The organism is Geodermatophilus sp. SYSU D01105, assembly GCF_054050095.1.
Genome location: NZ_JBJGYR010000016.1, coordinates 37,425 through 54,173 on the forward strand (window position 1 = coordinate 37,425; position 16,749 = coordinate 54,173).

Below are 16,749 nucleotides of genomic sequence, written 5' to 3' on the forward strand. Positions count from 1 at the left end.
GGCGGTCAGTCGCGCGTCGTCGGCAGGCCCGCCGCCCGCCAGGCCTGGTAGCCGCCGACGACGTCGGTCGCCCGGTGCAGGCCCAGGGCCCGCAGCGAGTCGGCGGCGAGGCTGGAGGAGTAGCCCTCGTCGCACAGCACGATCACCTCGACGTCGTAGCCGGTCGCCTCGGGCAGCCGCGCGTCGCTGGCCGGGTCGAACCGCCACTCCAGGTGGTTGCGCTCGACGACCAGCGCCCCGGGCACCGCCCCGTCGGCGTCCCGCTGGAACGCCGGGCGGGTGTCGACGAGGACCGCGCCCCGCGCCGCGTGGGCGGCCGCCTCCTCGGGCTCGAGCCGGTGCAGGCGGGCGCGCGCCTCGGCCAGGACCTCGTCGATGGTCCTGGCGCCCGGAGGCCGTCCGGTGCTCACCGGACCATCGCCGGGGCGGCGGCGTGCTCGGCTGGGACGTGCAGCACGCGCTGTCCGGCGGCGACGACCACCGCGGCGACGAGGGCGGCGACGGTCGAGACCGCGAACGCGGCGTTGGCCCCGGCGACGTCGACCACCTTGCCGGCGACCGAGGCGCCGATCGCCACCCCGAGGCCGAGCGCGGTGCCGATCCAGGTGAAGGCCTCGGTGGTGGCCGACCGCGGCACGAGCAGTTCGGCGAGGGTGAAGGAGCTGATCAGCGACGGCGAGACGGCGATCCCGGCGACCACGACGAACGGGATCATGACCCAGATGCTCCCGATGAGCAGCAGCGGGACGCTGAGCACGGTGAGGGCGACCAGCACGACCGCCAGCCGGATCCGCAGCGGCGAGCGCCAGTGCACCGTGCCCCAGCCGATACCGCTGGCCATCGACCCCACCGCGAGGGCGGCGATGAGGACGCCGGACAGCGACATCGCACCGACCTCGTCGGCGAAGGCGACCAGCGCGATCTCCAGCGTGCCCAGGATGGCGCCCACGGCGGCGCCCACCACGAACAGCACCCGGATCCCGGCGCTGCGGATGGCCCGGGGACCGGTGCGCGCCTCGTGGCCGTGCGGCGGGGGCTCGGTGCGGCCCTGCGCGGCGAACAGCAGGCTGCCGATGACGGCGAGGGCGAAGGCGGTGACCACGCCGGAGGTCGCGTGCCCGGTGGTGGAGAGGAAGGTGACCAGCACCGGGCCGACGATGAAGACGAACTCGTCGACCACCGACTCCATGGCCAGCGCCGTCGGCAGCCGGTGGGTGCCGCGCAGCAGGTGCGTCCAGCGGACCCGGATCATCGAGGCGACCGGCGGGATGCAGGCGCCGGCGACCCCCGCCGAGGCGAACACGATCCAGCGCGGCCAGTCCTCCTTGACCGCGGGCAGGAAGACGCAGCCGGCCGCGACGAACACCGCCACCACCGGCAGCAGGGTCCGGCGCTGGCCGTGGGTGTCGGCCCACCGGCCGATCAGCGGCCCGGCGATCGCGGTGGTGACCGCGCCCGTGGCGGCGACCGCACCGCCGTAGCCGTAGGACCCGCTCTCGGAGGCGATCAGCAGCACCGAGCCCAGGCCGACCATGGACAGCGGCAACCGCCCGATGAACGCGGCCAGCACCATGGGGAGGGTGTGCGGCGTGCGCAGCACGTGCAGATACGGATTGGGCACGGGCGGTAGGGCCTGTCGTCGATTCGGCTCGGCGCTGAGCCGGGGAGGGGTACGTCGGGTCACGCTATCCGACCTGGGCGCTCCCGGCTGGGCGGCGCGGGTGCGTGGCTGCGGCCACCGGGCGGGATGCGACAGGCCCCGCCCCGGTCGCCGTCGACCGGGGCGGGGCCCATGGCAGCCCTGCAGCTCCTCGGCGAGGAGGAGGACCTCCGACTACGCGAGCCGGTGCTCGAGGATCGCCAGCTCGTCCCACATCGTGCTGGGGAGCTTGTCGCCGAACTTCTCGAACCACTCGGTGATCTGCGGGACCTCGGCGCGCCACTCGTCCTTGTCGACGGCGAGCGCCTTCTCCACCTGCTCGGGGGTCAGGTCCAGACCGGAGACGTCGAGCGCGTCGGCGGCCGGCACGTGCCCGATGGGGGTCTCGACGGCAGCCGCCGTCCCCTCCAGGCGCTCGACGACCCACTTGAGGACCCGGCTGTTCTCGCCGAAGCCCGGCCACAGGAAGCCGCCGTCCTCGTCGCGACGGAACCAGTTCACGTAGAAGATGCGCGGCAGCTTGGCGGCGTCGTGCGCCTTGCCGGTCTCCACCCAGTGCCGGAAGTAGTCACCGGCGTTGTAGCCGATGAACGGCAGCATGGCGAACGGGTCGCGGCGGACGACGCCGACGGCGCCGGTGGCCGCGGCCGTCGTCTCCGAGGAGAGCGTGGCCCCCATGAAGACGCCGTGGTTCCAGTCCCGGGCCTCGGTGACCAGCGGGATCGTGGTCTTGCGGCGGCCGCCGAAGAGGATCGCCGAGATCGGCACGCCCTTCGGGTCGTCGTACTCGGGCGCCAGGATCGGGCACTGGGTGATCGGGGTGCAGAACCGGCTGTTCGCGTGGCTGGAGGGCTCCCCGCTCTCCGGCGTCCAGTCCCGGCCCTTCCAGTCGGTGAGGTGGGCCGGCGGCTCGTCGGTCATGCCCTCCCACCAGATGTCGCCGTCGTCGGTCAGGGCGACGTTGGTGAAGACCGAGTTGCCCTTCTCGATGGTGCGCATGGCGTTGGGGTTGGTGTCCCAGCCGGTGCCCGGCGCGACGCCGAACAGGCCGTACTCCGGGTTGAGGGCGTAGAGCCGGCCGTCCTCGCCGAAGCGCATCCAGGCGATGTCGTCGCCGAGGGTCTCGACCTTCCACCCGGGGATGGTCGGCTCGAGCATGGCCAGGTTGGTCTTGCCGCAGGCGCTCGGGAAGGCCGCGGCGATGTAGTACGTCTTCTGCTGCGGGCTGGTCAGCTTGAGGATCAGCATGTGCTCGGCGAGCCAGCCCTCGTCACGGGCCATCACCGAGGCGATCCGCAGCGAGTAGCACTTCTTGCCCAGCAGGGCGTTGCCGCCGTAGCCGGAGCCGTAGGACCAGATGGTCCGCTCCTCGGGGAAGTGCACGATGTACTTGGTGTCGCTGCACGGCCAGGGGACGTCCTCCTGACCCTCGGCCAGCGGCGCCCCGAGGGAGTGCATCGCCGGCACGAACGGCCGGTCCTCGCCCATGGCCTCGAGGATCGCGCTGCCGATGCGGGCCATGACCCGCATGGAGACCACGACGTACTCCGAGTCGGTGAGCTCCACGCCGAACATCGGGTTCTCGGCCTCGACCGGGCCCATGCAGAACGGGATGACGTACATCGTCCGGCCGCGCATGCACCCGCGGTACAGCTCGGTCATGATCGACTTCATCTCGTCGGGGGCCATCCAGTTGTTGGTCGGCCCCGCGTCGGCCTCGTCGACCGAGCAGATGAAGGTGCGGTCCTCGACGCGGGCGACGTCGCGCGGGTCGGAGGCGGCCCAGAACGAGTTGGGCTTCTTGTCCAGGCGACGGAACGTGCCGGCGTCGACGAGCTGCTGCGTGAGGCGCTCCCACTCCTCGTCACTCCCGTCCACCCACACGACGCGGTCGGGGGTGGTCAGTTCGGCCATCTCCCGCACCCAGGCCAGCAGCCGAGCGTGCGTGGTGGGGGCGTTGTCGAGACCGGGGGTGGCCACGGAAGTCACGGCGTCTCCATCCTCTGGGTACGCCGGACGGGACGACCGCCGGCGCTGCTGGTCCTGCTCAGCTGACATCGGTCCGCCCGGGCGCCACGGGCGCCGACTGGGGGCCGGGTCCGGTCAGCGTACAAGCGGGGGCGTCCACTGTAACCGTGAGAGATGTTACGTATAAGACGTCTACCCGATGGGACGAAGGTCCCTGGTGGTCACCCGTGTCTCCGGCCACGCTCCGGGGCCCGGCCGGGGGTCAGCCGGCCGGCGTCGCGGCGCCGTAGCCCGGGCCGACCCCCGCCCAGAAGGCGTCCCACTCCCCCGGCCCCTCGCCCCCGGTGAGCTCGGCGTCGAGCTTGTCGAGGTACCAGTGCCAGCCACCGGCGACGTCCCCGACGGGGAACCCGGCACGGAAGACCTGGGTGAAGACCAGCGTGGTCGTCGTCCCGTCGGTGGAGAGGTCGAGCTCGACCCGCCAGGGCTCCTCCTCGAGGGTCCACTCCAGGACCAGCCGACGGGGCGGGTCGCACTCGACGATGCGCATGGCCTCGCTCGCCGGCTCCTGCTCGTGGGTCATCGTGAACGTGCCCGTGGCGCCGGGCCCGCGCTCCCCGTCGTAGCGGCCGATCCAGCGAGCCAGGCGCTCGGGCTCGGTCAGCGCCGACCACACGTCCTCGAGCGGGTCGGGCCAGGACCGGCGGAAGACCAGCCGCTGCCGTCCGTCGGGCTCGGTGGTGACCACGCCGCGGCGGGCGGCGGGCACGTCCTGCTGGGTCATGTCGGGTCTCCGCTCCGCGGGGGCGCCGGAGCCCCCCGCTCATCTCGGGCCCGCCGGCCGCGGGCGATCTCGGTGTCCAGTGCGTCCAGCCGCTGGGCCCACAGGTCGCGGTAGGGCTCCAGCCACGCGTCCAGCTCCCGGAGCGGGCGCGGGTCGAGCGCGTAGAGACGGCGCCGCCCCTCCTCCCGGCAGGTGACCAGCCCCGCCTCGCGCAGCACCCGCAGGTGCCGGCTGATCGCCGGGCGGCTCACCGGGAAGCGGCCGGCCAACTCGCCGGCCGCCCACTCGCCCTGCGCGAGCAGGGCGAGCAGCTCCCGGCGGGTCGGGTCGGCCAGGGCACCGAGCGCCTCCACGGCCGATGTGTAACACATCCGTTACGGGTCCGGCCAGGGGTTGCCGCCCGGCGGCGTGGGGCACCGGGCGGGCATGACCGTCACCGACCCCGACGTCCCGGACCCGCTCAACGACCCCCGCACGCTGCAGGCCGACCCCGGCGCCCACGGCCAGGGTGACGACCTCGCCTCCACGGCCGACGACCCCGCGGCCAGCGGCGAGGAGGAGCTGGCGGCCGACCGGACCGCGGCTGACGACGCCGCGGGAGGGGACGTGACCGGCGGGGCCTTCTCCGAGTCCCCGACCGACTGAGACGGAGCGGTCCGTTTCAGGTCCGCAGGGGCGGGAATCGGAAGGACCCCACCGTTCTGAGACGAGGAGGTCTGTCATGGCCACCGGTGAGACCGGGTTCGAGGACGTCACCTACGACCTGATCTCGGTGCAGTACCACTCGCTCAAGGCCGGGCACGACTACGGCCAGTACGTGCGCGACGCGGAGAACGCCGGGCTCCAGGACATCGCGGGGTTCTTCCGCGAGGTGATGGAGCAGGACTCGGCGCGCGCCAAGCGCTGCCACGAGTTCCTGCGGCAGATCTCCGGCACCGAGCAGGGCGGCCCCGCGACCCAGTAGGGCCGAGAACGACGACGGCCGCCTCCCCGGGTGCTCCGGGGAGGCGGCCGTCGTGCGTCCACGGCCTCGTCCGAGGCCCGCCGGGGTCCGTCCTCAGACCGCGCAGCTGTCGTCGGCGCAGCCCTCGGCCGGGGGCACCGTCTCCAGGGGCCGGGCGTCGGCCCAGGCCTTCTCCAGCACCTGCAGCAGCAGCTCCGCCGGCTGGGCACCGGCGGCGCCGTACCGGCGGTCGACGACGAAGAAGGGGACGCCGGTCGCGCCGAGCGCCTGAGCCGTCCGGCCGTCCTCGAGCACCGCGGGCCGGTGGCGGTGGTCGGCGAGCGCGGCGCGCACCTCGGCCTCGTCCAGGCCGACCTCGACGGCGAGCGCGGCGAGGGAGTCGACGTCGAAGACCGACCGCCCCTCCTCGAAGTGGGCGTGCAGCAGCCGCTCCTTCATCGCGCCCTGCAGGCCGTGCTCGGCGGCCAGGTGGATCAGCTCGTGGGCGAGGAGGGTGTTCCCGCTCAGGCCCTCGGCGAGGTGGTACTCCAGGCCCTCGGCGGCGGCGATCTCCTCGACCTGCCGCTGCATCTCCCGCATCTCCTCGACGCTGCGGCCGTACTTCGCGGCGAGTGCGGGCAGGGCCGGGTGGGTCTGCCCCTCGGGCGCCGTCGGGTCGAGCTGGAACGACCGCCAGACGACCTCCACCTGGTCACGGTGGGGGAACCGCGCGAGCGCGGTCTCCAGCCGGCGCTTGCCGATGAAGCACCACGGACAGACGACGTCGGACCACACCTCGATGCGCACGAACGCCCCCAACACCGGAGGCGGCGCGGGTCATCCCGGCCGGTGCGCCTCCGCCTGCGCCCGCCCGTTCCCGGGCGTCGGGTCGAGGAACACGTACCGGACGCCCTCGTGCCGGGCGACCAGCCGCCGCTCGGCCTCGTCGGAGGCCCGCTCGACGTCGGCGACGGTCGCGTCGTCGGCGAAGTCCACCTTGGCGGCGACGATCAGCTGACCGGGGCCGATGACCGTGGTGAACAGGAACGGGACGGCGGTGACCTGCGGCAGGGCGGCGATCTCCGCGCGCAGCTCCTCCTGGATGCGCGGGGACACCGACTGGCCGATCAGCAGCGACACGTTGGCCCGGGCGAGCGACCCGGCGACCAGCAGCAGGAGGACGCCGATGGCGATCGCGGCGACGCCGTCCCACGTGGGGTCGCCGGTGAGCTGCTCGAGGAACAGGCCGAGCGCGGCGAGGACGAGCCCGACGAGCGCGGCACTGTCCTCGAAGGTGACCGCCTTGACGGTGGTGTCGCTGGTCTCGGCGAGGTAGCGGCGGGGCGTCGTCCGCCACCGGCGCGCCGAGCTGCGCACCTGGCGCACCGCCTTGAGCCAGGAGGCGCCCTCGAGGACGAAGGAGACAGCCAGGACGACGTAGGCGATGACCGGGTCGCCCTGCTCCTCGCCCTCGAGGATCGTGGTGACGCCCTGGTAGAAGCAGAAGCCGGCGCCGAGGGTGAAGGTGGCCAGGCACGCCAGGAGCGCCCAGAAGTAGGTCTCCCGGCCGTAGCCGACCGGGTGCCGGGCGTCGGGTGCGCGGGTGCCGCGCTTGAGCGCGACGAACAGCAGGACCTCGGTGATCGTGTCGGCCAGCGAGTGGGCCGCCTCCGACAGCATCGCCGAGGAGTGGCTGATCAGCCCGCCGACGAGCTTGGCGACGGCGATGCCGAGGTTGGCCAGCCCGGCGACGACGACGGTGCCGGTGGACTCCCCTCCGGGCTCGCCCTCAGCGGCGTCCTTCGCCAGGGCGTGCTCGGTGGTGGGGGCCGGTTGTGTCATGCACCCGCCGGTGCCCCGCGCCGGTCACGCTCATGCGCCCCCGCCGTGTCTCCCCGACCGGGCCACGGGTGGGGAGACACGGCGGGGGGACGGCACCTGGCCGCGGTGCGGTCCGGTCGCGGGGCCCGGAGGGTCCCCGACCGGGACACGGGTGGGGGCTCGGCTCAGCCGGGGGACGGCACCTGGCCGCGGTGTGGTCCGGTCGCGGGGCCCGGAGGGTCCCCGACCGGGACACGGGTGGGGGCTCGGCTCAGTCGGGGGACGGCACCTGGCCGCGGTGTGGTCCGGAGGACCGCAGTGTCACCGCCTCAGCGCACGCCGACGAGGTCGACGACGAAGACCAGCGTGGCGCCGGGGGCGATGACGCCGCCGGCGCCACGGTCGCCGTAGGCCTTGTGCGCCGGGATGGTCAGCCGGCGGCGGCCGCCGACGCGCATGCCGGTGATGCCCTCGTCCCAGCCCTGGATGACCATGCCGACGCCGAGCCGGAACTCCAGCGGGTCGCCGCGGTCCCAGGAGGCGTCGAACTGCTCGCCGCCGTCGTGGGTGACGCCGACGTAGTGCGCGCTCACCAGGTCACCGGCCTTGGCCTCGGGGCCGTCGCCGACGACGAGGTCCTCGACGACGAGGTCGTTGGGTGCCGGGCCGGTGGGCGGTTCGACCTCGGGGCGGGTCAGCTCGGCCACGGTGCTCCCTCCTCGCACCGGGGATGTCCCGGCGCCGTCGCTCCATCCAATCAGCGGCCGGCGCACGCCGCAGACGCGGCCCGGCCGGTCAGACCCGGTCGAGGACCCCGTGCGCGGGCGGCTCACCGGCCGGCGAGCCGCTCGCGGCCTCGGTGTCGAGCGGGTGCGCGACCTCGTCGGCCGGCATCCGCGCGGCGAGGACCGCCACGGCCGCCAGCAGCGGAGGCGCCAGCCCCGCCACCAGGAAGGTCGCGCCCGACCCGATCAGCTCGCTGACGGGGCCGGCCAGCGCCATGGACAGCGGCATGAGACTCAGCGAGACGAAGAAGTCCAGGCTGGAGACCCGGCCGAGCAGGGCCGGCGGCACCCGTCGCTGCAGCAGCGTGCCCCAGATGACCGTCCCGGCCTCGAAGGCGGCACCCACCAGGGCCCCGGCCGCGATCATCAGCGTGAGGCTCGTGGACAGGCCGAACACGACCATCGGCACGCAGCCCAGCCCCCACAGGGAGACCATCACGGTGAGGTAGCGCCGGGGCAGCCGCAGCGACGCGACGACGAGGGAGCCGACCGCCCCACCGACCCCGAACGCGGCCAGGACGTAGGCGTGCTGCGTCGGCCCGCCGCCCGCGTCCTGGATGGCGAAGGGGACCAGGACCTCCAGCGGCCCCAGGAGGGCCAGCACCATCAGCGACGCGAACAGCAGGGTGGCCAGCAGCCACGGCGTGCGGAGCATGTAGGCGAAGCCCTCGCGCAGGTCCGCCAGCACGCCCGTCGCCGGGGCGCCGTCGTCGCCGGCCGCCCGCCGGACCGGGGTGACCGGCAGCGCCAGGACGTACGCGACGGCGAGCAGCGACACCGCCGCGGTGGCGGCCAGGGCCGCGCCGGGCGAGAGCGCGGCGACGAGGAACCCGGCGGCCGCGGGGCCGGCCGCGTTCTGCAGCAGCGGACGGACGGCACCCTCCAGCCCGTTGGCCGCCAGCAGGTCCCCCTCCGGCACGAGCGCAGGCAGCTGCGCCGAGTAGGCGGGGTAGTACAGCCCCGTCGCCAGCCCCACGGCCAGGGCGGCCGCGGCGAGCTGCCACAGCGACAGCAGCTCCATCAGCGACAGGACGGCGACCACGGCGACGGCGCCGGCCTGAACCAGCGCCACCGCGAGCAGGAGGTACCACTGCGGCACCCGGTCGGCCAGCACGCCGCCGAACAGGGTGCTGGCCAGCATCCCGCCCGCGGAGAGGCCGGTGACCAGCGAGAGCGCGGCCGGGCCGCCGCCGAGGGCCACGACCTGCCAGACCACGGCGACCGCCCACAGCCCGGCGCTGGTCAGCGACAGCGCCATCGACGCCGCCAGCAGCCGGTAGTGCCGGTGCCGCAGGGGCGCGAGTGCGCGCGGCAGGGCGACCATCGCGGAGCCTCCTCGGGGGACGGGGGTCCGACCATGGTCGGCGAGGGGTACGACGGAACGCACCCGATTTGCCGACCCCGGGCGCCGCAGCGGTGGCCGCCGTCCGCCGTCGGCCACTACGGTCCGGCGGCGTGATCGACCACCTGGGACTGCAGGCCGCGGACGTCCACGCCGCCGTGGCCTTCTACGCGCGGGTCTTCGCCCCGGTCGGCCTCCGCGAGGCGATGCGGTACGAGACGCCGAACGGCCCGGTCGTGGGGTTCGCCGGCCCCGACGGGCACCCGCAGCTGTGGCTCAGCCCGCTCGCCGAGGGCACCGACCGCCCGGTGCACCTGGCCCTCCGGGCGCCGTCCCGGGAGGCGGTGGACGAGGTCTTCGCCCTCGCCCGGGAGGAGGGGGCCGAGGTGCTGCACGAGCCGCGGGTGTGGCCGGAGTACCACCCCGGCTACTACGGCGCGTTCTTCCGCGACCCCGACGGCAACAACGTCGAGGCGGTCCACCACACCCCGCCGTCCGCCTGACGACAGCCCGGGAGCATCGCTGCGAGGAACGAGCGAGGCGCGGACCGGGCGCGGGGTCAGGCCGATGTCGCAGCCGCCGCAGGACTGACCGTGCGCCGTCCGGCCCGGCGTGCTGGGCTGGGTCGGTGCCCGACGCGCCCGCCTGGTGGACCCGTGCCGTCGTCTACCAGGTCTACCCCCGCTCGTTCATGGACTCCGACGGCGACGGGATCGGCGACCTCGGCGGCATCCTGCAGCGGCTGGACCACCTCGCCGACCTCGGCGTCGACGTCGTCTGGCTCTCGCCGGTCTACCCGTCGCCGCAGGCCGACAACGGCTACGACATCAGCGACTACACCGACGTCGACCCACTGTTCGGCAGCCTCGCCCAGCTCGACGAGCTGATCGCCGCGCTGCACGACCGCGGCATCCGGCTGGTCCTGGACCTGGTGGTCAACCACACCAGCGACGAGCACCCGTGGTTCGTGGAGTCCCGGTCGTCGAGGGACTCCCCCAAGCGGGACTGGTACTGGTGGCGCCCGCCGCGGGCCGGTCTGGCCGCCGGCGCGCCGGGCGCGGAGCCGACCAACTGGCACTCCTTCTTCTCCGGCTCCACGTGGCAGCTCGACGAGGCCAGCGGCGAGTACTACCTGCACCTGTTCGACCGCAAGCAGCCCGACCTCAACTGGGAGAACCCCGAGGTCCGGCAGGCGGTCCACGCGATGATGCGGTGGTGGCTCGACCGCGGGGTCGACGGGTTCCGCATGGACGTCATCAACATGATCAGCAAGGACGTCGCCCCGGACGGCTCGCTGCACGACGGCCCACCGCTGCCGGGTGTGCCCTACGGCGACGGGTCGGCGTCCTACCTGTGCGGGCCGCGCATCCACGAGTTCCTGCAGGAGATGCACCGCGAGGTCTACGCCGGGCACCGGGAGCGGCTGCTGCTGGTCGGGGAGATGCCCGGCGTCACGGTGGAGCAGGCGCGGCTGTTCACCGACCCGGCCCGCGCCGAGGTGGACATGGTGTTCCAGTTCGAGCACGTCGGGCTGGACTTCGACGGGTCCAAGTTCTCCCCGCGCCCCCTGCGGATGGCCGACCTCAAGGCCTCGTTCGGCCGGTGGCAGGCGGGGCTGGCCGACGTCGGCTGGAACTCCCTCTACTGGGACAACCACGACCAGCCGCGGGCGGTCTCCCGGTTCGGCGACGACTCGCCGCGGTACCGCCGCGACTCGGCCACGTGCCTGGCCACCCTGCTGCACCTGCACCGCGGGACGCCGTACGTCTACCAGGGCGAGGAGCTCGGGATGGCCAACGCCCCCTTCCCCTCGCTCGACGACTTCCGGGACGTGGAGTCACTCAACCACTTCGCCCAGGCCGTCGCGCACGGCGAGGACCCCGGCACGGTGCTGGCCGCGATGCGGCGGATGAGCCGGGACAACGCCCGGACGCCGGTGCAGTGGGACGCCTCGGAGAACGCCGGGTTCACCACCGGGACGCCGTGGATCGCGGTCAACCCCGACCACGTCGAGTGGAACGCGCAGGCCCAGCGCGCCGACCCGGACTCGGTGTTCGCCCACCACCGGCGGCTGATCGCGCTGCGGCACGAGCTGCCGGTGGTCGCGACCGGGGACTTCACCATGCTGCTGCCGGACCACGACTCGGTGTACGCGTTCACCCGCTGCCTGGACGGCGACCGGCTGCTCGTCGTCTGCAACCTGAGCGGGCACGAGTACCGGCTGGGCGAGCTGCTCCCGGAGGCCGCCGACGCCGGTCTGGTGCTGGGCAACCTGCCCGAGGACGACCCCGCCGTCCTGCGCCCGTGGGAGGCGCGGGTGCTCCGGCCGGTGTGATGCGGCGGGGATCGGTGCGCCTCACCCGGACGATCCCACTCCGCTCGGGTCCGGTCGGCGGTCCAGCGGGTGGGCGATCTCGTCGGCGGGGAGGCGCGCGGCCAGCAGGGTCCCCGCGGCGAGCACCGGGGGCACGAGCCCGGCGACCAGGAAGGTCGCGGTCAGCCCGATCAGCTCGCTGACCGGACCGGCCAGGGCCATCGACAGCGGCAGGAACGCCGTCGAGACGAAGAAGTCCAGGCTGGAGACCCGGCCGAGGAGCGCCGGGGGCACGCGGCGCTGGAGCAGCGTGCCCCAGATGACCATCCCGGCCTGCGCCGTCGCGCCGGTGACCAGCCCCGCGGCGATCATCAGCAGCAGCGACGTGGAGGTGCCGAAGACGACCATCGGCACGCAGCCGAGGCCCCACAGCAGGGTCATCACCGTGAGGTAGCGGCGGGGCAGCCGCAGCGAGGCGACGGTCGTCGACCCCACGGCGCCGCCGATGCCGAAGGCGGCCAGGACGAGGGCGTGCTCGACCGGCCCGCCGCCGGCCCGGTCCTTGATCGCGAAGGGGGCCAGCACCTCGAAGGGGCCGAGCATCACCAGCAGCATCAGCGAGGCGAACACCAGCGTGGCCAGCAGCCACGGGGTGCGCACCATGTATCGGAAGCCCTCGCCCATGTCCGCGAACAGCCCGCGCACGGGGTGCGCGAGCGCCGTCCCCGGCTCCCGGCGGACCGGCGTCGCCGGCATCGCTGCCACGCAGGCCGCGGCCCCCAGCGCCGCGGCAGCCGTGACCGCGAGGGCCGCCCCGGGCGAGGCCGCGGCGACCACCCCGCCGGCCAGCGCGGGCCCGGTGGCCTGGAAGAGGACCGGGCGCATGGTGCCCTCCAGCCCGTTGGCCGCCAGGAGGTGGTCCTCCGGGAGCAGGGCCGGGACCAGCGCGGAGTAGGCCGGGTAGTAGAGACCGTTCGCCAGGCCGCCCGCCAGCCCGACGGCGGCCAGCTGCCACAGCGTCAGGACGCCGGCGAGCGACAGCGCCGCGACCAGCGCGGTGCCGGCCGTCTGGACGAGCGCGACGGCCAGGAGGACGTGCCGCTGGGGGACGCGGTCGGCCAGCGCGCCGCCGAGGAGGGCGCTGGCCAGCATCCCGCCGGCGTGCAGGCCGCTGACCAGCGAGAGCTCGGCCGGGCCGCCGCCGAGGGCGACGACCTGCCAGACCACCGCGACCGCGAACGTGCTGTTGGTCAGCAGGGAGAACCCGAGCGACGCGGCGAGCAGGCGGTAGCGGCGGTACCGCAGCGGCGTCAGCGCACGCGGCAGCCCGGCCATCGAGCACTCCCCCGTCCACCCCGGTCGTCCCCGGACCTCGTCCCCGGACCTCGTCCCCGGCCCGCCCCACTCTCCCCGGCCTCCGCCGCGCCGCGTCGCGGAGCCGCGTGTTGCACGTGGAACAGCCGCCGGAACCGTCACACCCCCGGGGCATGGTGGCGGTGTCCCGGTTGTTGAACCCGGTGCACCTCCCCAGCAGGAGACACGTCATGCGCAGGCCCACCTTCCTGAGGGCGCCGGCCGTGGACGACCTCCGACGGGACGACGTCCGGCGTCGGGAGACGCCGGGCCCGACCGCCGTGCCGCACGACCCGTCCCCACCGCCCATCCCCGTCCGCGCGGCGACACCCGCGCCGCGAGCGGTGGCACCCGCGCCGGCCCCGCCGCCCCCGGAGCAGCACCCGGTAGCAGGCCGGCCGGCGCACTGGGCACCGCCGGACCCGCTCGGCGACATCCTGGCGGTCGCCTGGCGGCCGGGTGCCGCGCCGCCGCGGGAGATCCACGTCCGGCCCGAGGTGCGCGAGCGGATCCTCGCCCAGCTGCCCCCGGCCGACCGCACGCTCACCGAGGCGCGCGGCACCGTGGGCGGGCCGGTGCCCGTGCCGCTCGTCGTCGACGCGGAGCTGCCGGCGTTCCCCGGCTTCGAGGTCGTCCGGACCCGCCCGGACCGGCTCGCCGCCGCCTGACCGCCCGCCGGGCTGTCCCCGATCCCCCGCCGGGCCTACCGTCGACCCGCACGGGCTGGTCGGGGCGGGTCCGGCGGCGGCCGGTACCGCCTCGCGACGGAGGGCTGGGCCGATGGCGACGTTCGTGCTGGTGCACCCCGCCTGGTTCGGGGGCTGGTGCTGGCGGAGGACCACCCCGCTGCTGCGGGCGGCCGGGCACGAGGTGGTGACCCCCACCCTCACCGGGCTCGGCGACCGGGCGCACCTCCTCGACCACGGCATCGACCTGCTCACCCACGTCGAGGACGTCGTCAGCGTGCTCACCTACGAGGACCTCGACCGGGTGGTGCTGGTGGGTACCAGCTCCGGGGGCATGGTGGTCACCGGGGTCGCCGACCGGGTGCCGGAACGGGTGGCGGAGGTCGTCTACCTCGACGCCTTCGTGCCCGAGGACGGTCAGTCCGTGCTCGACCTCGTCACGCCCGAGCGCCGGTCCGGGATGACGGCGCTGGTCGAGCAGGAGGGCGACGGCTGGCTGCTGCCCCGGATCGCGCCGCCGCCGTGGGAGCAGATCCTCCCGCAGCTCTGGGAGATCACCGACCCGGCGGACCTGGCCTGGGTCCAGCCGCGGCTGCACGCCACGCCGGTCGGCCACTTCAGCCGGCCGGTCCGCCTGGTCAACGGAGCAGCTGGCGAACTGCCGCGCACCTACGTCCGCTGCACCCGCTTCCCGACACCGACCTTCGACCGGTACGCGCAGCAGGCCCGGGAGGCGCCGGGCTGGCGGTACCGCGAGCTCGACTGCTCCCACATCCCGTACGTGACCTGCCCCGACGCGCTGGCCGCCGTCCTGCTCGACGTGGTGACCGACTGGAACGGCCCCTCTCCCGGGTCACGCCGCGAGCCTGCGAGTGGTGGGGGGTAGGAGAAGGACCCCCTCCTCCCCACCCCTCGCACGCTCGGGGCGGTGCCCGGGAGAGGCCGTCAGCGGGTCCCGCGCTCCCGCGCGAGGGCGACGTAGTGCTCGACGGCGGCCGGGTCGTCGACCGCGCCGACGTTGAGCGCCCGGGCCGGGTCGACGCCCTGGAAGAGCCGCTTGAGCGGCACCTCCAGCCGCTTGCCGGTCCGGGTGTGCGGTACGCCGGGGACGGCGATGACCTCGTCGGGCACGTGCCGGGGACTGGCCTGCCGCCGGATGGCGTCCTTGATGGTCGCCGCCAGGTCGGCGGTGAGCTCCTGGCCCTCGGCCAGCTTGACGAACAGCGGCATCCAGTAGCCGCCGTCGCGCTGCTCGACGCCGAGGACGACGCAGTCGAGGACCTCGGGGATCGACTCGACGGCGGCGTAGATGTCCGCCGTCCCCATGCGGACGCCGCCGCGGTTGAGCGTGGAGTCCGACCGGCCGGTGATGACGCAGGTGCCGCGGTCGGTGACCTCCATCCAGTCGCCGTGCCGCCAGACCCCGGGCCAGGTCTCGAAGTACGCCTCGCGGTAGCGGCTGCCGTCGGGGTCGTTCCAGAAGTACAGCGGCATCGACGGCATGGGCTCGGTGACCACCAGCTCGCCCAGCTCCCCGACGACCGGCTGCCCCTGCTCGTCCCAGGCGGCCGCCGCGACACCGAGCATCGGCCGCTGGAGCTCGCCGGCGGTCACCGGGAGGAGCAGCGTGCTGCCCACGAAGCCGGTGGCGACGTCGGTCCCGCCGGAGAGGGAGCCGAGGAAGACGTCGCTCTCCACCGCGTCGTAGACCCATCGGAAGGCCGACGCCGGCAGCGGGGAGCCGGTGGAGCCGATGGACCGCAGCGCGGACAGGTCGTGGGTCTCACCGGGCCGGATGCCGGCCTTCTCGCAGGCGGTGAGGTAGCCGGCGCTGGTGCCCAGGTAGGTCAGGCGGGTCCGCGCGGCGATGGCGAACTGGGCGTCGATGGACGGGTACGCCGGGGCGCCGTCGTGGACCACCACGGTGGCACCGCAGAGCAGCGCGGAGGTGGCGATGTTCCACATGATCCAGGCGGTGGAGGCGTACCAGTAGAAGCGGTCGCCGGGGCCGACGTCGCCGTGCAGGGCGAGCTGCTTGCGCTCCTCGAGGGTGATCGCCCCGTGGCCGTGCACGATGCCCTTGGGCAGGCCGGTCGTCCCCGAGGAGTAGACGATCCACAGCGGGTGGTCGAACGGCACCTGCTCGAACCGCGGCTCCTGCTCGTCGGCGACGGCGTCGGCCCACGGCAGGACGTCGTCCGGCAGCGCGTCGGGGTGCAGCCGCGGGACGGCGATCGTCGTCCGCACGGTCGGCAGGGCGGCGCGCAGCTCGCGGACGACGTCGCGGCGGTCGTACTCCCTGCCGTTGAAGCGGTAGCCGTCGACGGCGACCAGCACGGTGGGCTCGATCTGGGCGAACCGGTCGAGGACGGCGCGGGTGCCGAAGTCGGGGGCGCACGAGGACCACACCGCGCCGATGGTGGCCGTGCCGAGGAAGGCCACGACCGCCTCGGGGACGTTGGGCAGGTACCCGGCGACGCGGTCCCCGCGCCGGACGCCGAGCCGGCGCAGGGTGGCGGCGAACGCGCCGACCCGGGCGCGCAGGGTGGCCCAGCTGACCTCGACCGGGTCGCGGTCCTCGGCGACGGCGACCAGCGCCGGGGAGTCGGCGGGCACCGTGCCGTCGGCGCCGGCCCGCAGCGCCTGCTCGGCGTAGTTCAGCGTGGTGCCCGGGAACCACTCGGCCCCTGGCATCTCCCGCCGGGTGAGGACCCGGTCGTCGGGGACGCCGGGGAGCACGCCCGACCAGGTGCCGATGTCACCCCAGAACTGGTCGAGGTGCTCGACCGACCAGCGCCAGATGGCGTCGTAGTCGAGCGGGTCGCCGAAGTCCAGGCCGCGCCGCTCGGCCACCCAGTCGGCGAACCGCCCGAGCTGCGTCGCGCGCGCCGACTCCGGGGTGGGACGCCACAGGACCGTCGGCTCGCTCGTCGTGTCAGCGCTCAGCTCGCTCACGGGGACCTCCTCGCCGGCGCTCGTCGGCCGCGTTCGCGGCGCTGCTCCGTCCACGGTGAGCTCGCCAGCTCGCTCACGCTGCGACCTTGCCACTCCCCGGCGGTCGGCCGCTGCCGGTCCGGCTCCGGTCAGCGCCGT

At 74.5% G+C, this 16,749-nt stretch carries 17 protein-coding genes; 6 read left to right on the top strand and 11 right to left on the bottom strand.

All coding sequences use genetic code 11. The features are described 5' to 3' along the window. Nucleotides 1-5: 5 nt before the first annotated feature. The 5 genes from ACI79I_RS15975 to ACI79I_RS15995 form a co-directional block, all read right to left on the bottom strand. Nucleotides 6-410 carry a rhodanese-like domain-containing protein gene (locus ACI79I_RS15975; RefSeq protein ID WP_456993299.1) on the bottom strand — a complete coding sequence of 135 codons (405 nt, stop codon included), beginning with the start codon at nucleotides 408-410 and terminating at the stop codon, nucleotides 6-8. Continuing rightward, nucleotides 407-1,621, bottom strand: coding sequence for an MFS transporter (locus ACI79I_RS15980; protein WP_456993300.1), 1,215 nt, complete (start codon nucleotides 1,619-1,621; stop codon nucleotides 407-409). Before ACI79I_RS15980 ends, ACI79I_RS15975 begins: the two co-directional genes overlap by 4 nt. 213 nt (nucleotides 1,622-1,834) lie before the next feature. Further along, nucleotides 1,835-3,649: a phosphoenolpyruvate carboxykinase (GTP) gene (locus ACI79I_RS15985; protein ID WP_456993301.1), complete on the bottom strand. Its 1,815-nt coding sequence runs from the start codon at nucleotides 3,647-3,649 to the stop codon at nucleotides 1,835-1,837. A 241-nt stretch (nucleotides 3,650-3,890) separates the two neighbouring features. Continuing rightward, the gene (locus ACI79I_RS15990) at nucleotides 3,891-4,412 is read right to left on the bottom strand and encodes an SRPBCC family protein (protein ID WP_456993302.1); all 522 of its coding nucleotides are present in this window, start codon (nucleotides 4,410-4,412) and stop codon (nucleotides 3,891-3,893) included. Then, the gene (locus ACI79I_RS15995; RefSeq protein WP_456993303.1) at nucleotides 4,409-4,765 is read right to left on the bottom strand and encodes an ArsR/SmtB family transcription factor; all 357 of its coding nucleotides are present in this window, start codon (nucleotides 4,763-4,765) and stop codon (nucleotides 4,409-4,411) included. The genes ACI79I_RS15990 and ACI79I_RS15995 overlap by 4 nt, the downstream gene beginning before the upstream one ends. Before the next feature lie 73 nt (nucleotides 4,766-4,838). Between ACI79I_RS15995 and ACI79I_RS16000 the strand changes: the two genes are divergently transcribed. After that, nucleotides 4,839-5,057: a hypothetical protein gene (locus tag ACI79I_RS16000; protein ID WP_456993304.1), complete on the top strand. Its 219-nt coding sequence runs from the start codon at nucleotides 4,839-4,841 to the stop codon at nucleotides 5,055-5,057. Nucleotides 5,058-5,133: 76 nt separating this feature from the next. Next, nucleotides 5,134-5,376, top strand: a complete 243-nt coding sequence (locus tag ACI79I_RS16005; RefSeq protein WP_456916527.1) for an acyl carrier protein — start codon at nucleotides 5,134-5,136, stop codon at nucleotides 5,374-5,376. A 93-nt stretch (nucleotides 5,377-5,469) separates the two neighbouring features. Here ACI79I_RS16005 and ACI79I_RS16010 read toward each other — a convergent pair whose 3' ends face one another. From ACI79I_RS16010 to ACI79I_RS16025, 4 genes are all read right to left on the bottom strand, one after another. Further along, nucleotides 5,470-6,162, bottom strand: a complete 693-nt coding sequence (locus tag ACI79I_RS16010; protein WP_456993305.1) for a DsbA family oxidoreductase — start codon at nucleotides 6,160-6,162, stop codon at nucleotides 5,470-5,472. Between the two features lie 30 nt (nucleotides 6,163-6,192). Further along, on the bottom strand, nucleotides 6,193-7,197 hold the full coding sequence (locus ACI79I_RS16015; protein WP_456993306.1) for a cation diffusion facilitator family transporter: 1,005 nt from the start codon (nucleotides 7,195-7,197) through the stop codon (nucleotides 6,193-6,195). Between the two features lie 308 nt (nucleotides 7,198-7,505). After that, a complete protein-coding gene (locus ACI79I_RS16020; RefSeq protein WP_456993307.1) occupies nucleotides 7,506-7,883 on the bottom strand; it encodes an FKBP-type peptidyl-prolyl cis-trans isomerase in 378 nt (125 codons plus the stop codon). 88 nt (nucleotides 7,884-7,971) lie between these two features. Further along, complete coding sequence (locus ACI79I_RS16025) at nucleotides 7,972-9,285, bottom strand: MFS transporter (protein ID WP_456993308.1); 1,314 nt, start codon at nucleotides 9,283-9,285, stop codon at nucleotides 7,972-7,974. A 131-nt stretch (nucleotides 9,286-9,416) separates the two neighbouring features. On the opposite strand from ACI79I_RS16025, the gene ACI79I_RS16030 reads away from it, so the two are divergent. Both ACI79I_RS16030 and ACI79I_RS16035 read left to right on the top strand, forming a co-directional pair. Then, nucleotides 9,417-9,806: a VOC family protein gene (locus tag ACI79I_RS16030; protein WP_456993309.1), complete on the top strand. Its 390-nt coding sequence runs from the start codon at nucleotides 9,417-9,419 to the stop codon at nucleotides 9,804-9,806. A gap of 125 nt (nucleotides 9,807-9,931) precedes the next feature. Then, nucleotides 9,932-11,638: a glycoside hydrolase family 13 protein gene (locus ACI79I_RS16035; RefSeq protein WP_456993310.1), complete on the top strand. Its 1,707-nt coding sequence runs from the start codon at nucleotides 9,932-9,934 to the stop codon at nucleotides 11,636-11,638. 21 nt (nucleotides 11,639-11,659) lie between these two features. Here the strand turns inward: ACI79I_RS16035 and ACI79I_RS16040 are convergent, their stop codons facing one another. Then, the gene (locus ACI79I_RS16040; RefSeq protein ID WP_456993311.1) at nucleotides 11,660-12,952 is read right to left on the bottom strand and encodes an MFS transporter; all 1,293 of its coding nucleotides are present in this window, start codon (nucleotides 12,950-12,952) and stop codon (nucleotides 11,660-11,662) included. 209 nt (nucleotides 12,953-13,161) lie between these two features. Between ACI79I_RS16040 and ACI79I_RS16045 the strand changes: the two genes are divergently transcribed. Then, a complete protein-coding gene (locus ACI79I_RS16045; RefSeq protein ID WP_456993312.1) occupies nucleotides 13,162-13,638 on the top strand; it encodes a hypothetical protein in 477 nt (158 codons plus the stop codon). Nucleotides 13,639-13,750: 112 nt separating this feature from the next. Further along, on the top strand, nucleotides 13,751-14,542 hold the full coding sequence (locus tag ACI79I_RS16050) for an alpha/beta fold hydrolase (RefSeq protein WP_456993313.1): 792 nt from the start codon (nucleotides 13,751-13,753) through the stop codon (nucleotides 14,540-14,542). A 59-nt stretch (nucleotides 14,543-14,601) separates the two neighbouring features. On the opposite strand, the gene ACI79I_RS16055 is transcribed toward ACI79I_RS16050, so the two are convergent. Next, nucleotides 14,602-16,611 (bottom strand): acetoacetate--CoA ligase, encoded by a 2,010-nt coding sequence (locus tag ACI79I_RS16055; protein WP_456993314.1) that lies wholly within the window; start codon nucleotides 16,609-16,611, stop codon nucleotides 14,602-14,604. Between the last annotated feature and the right edge of the window lie 138 nt (nucleotides 16,612-16,749).

Excerpts from the sequence above, each read along its gene's own strand:
- ACI79I_RS15990 (WP_456993302.1), bottom strand. The coding sequence starts at position 4,412 with ATGACCCAGCAGGACGTGCCCGCCGCCCGCCGCGGCGTGGTCACCACC.
- ACI79I_RS16000 (WP_456993304.1), top strand. The coding sequence starts at position 4,839 with ATGACCGTCACCGACCCCGACGTCCCGGACCCGCTCAACGACCCCCGC.
- ACI79I_RS16005 (WP_456916527.1), top strand. The coding sequence starts at position 5,134 with ATGGCCACCGGTGAGACCGGGTTCGAGGACGTCACCTACGACCTGATC.
- ACI79I_RS16015 (WP_456993306.1), bottom strand. The coding sequence starts at position 7,197 with ATGACACAACCGGCCCCCACCACCGAGCACGCCCTGGCGAAGGACGCC.
- ACI79I_RS16025 (WP_456993308.1), bottom strand. The coding sequence starts at position 9,285 with ATGGTCGCCCTGCCGCGCGCACTCGCGCCCCTGCGGCACCGGCACTAC.
- ACI79I_RS16040 (WP_456993311.1), bottom strand. The coding sequence starts at position 12,952 with ATGGCCGGGCTGCCGCGTGCGCTGACGCCGCTGCGGTACCGCCGCTAC.
- ACI79I_RS16045 (WP_456993312.1), top strand. The coding sequence starts at position 13,162 with ATGCGCAGGCCCACCTTCCTGAGGGCGCCGGCCGTGGACGACCTCCGA.
- ACI79I_RS16050 (WP_456993313.1), top strand. The coding sequence starts at position 13,751 with ATGGCGACGTTCGTGCTGGTGCACCCCGCCTGGTTCGGGGGCTGGTGC.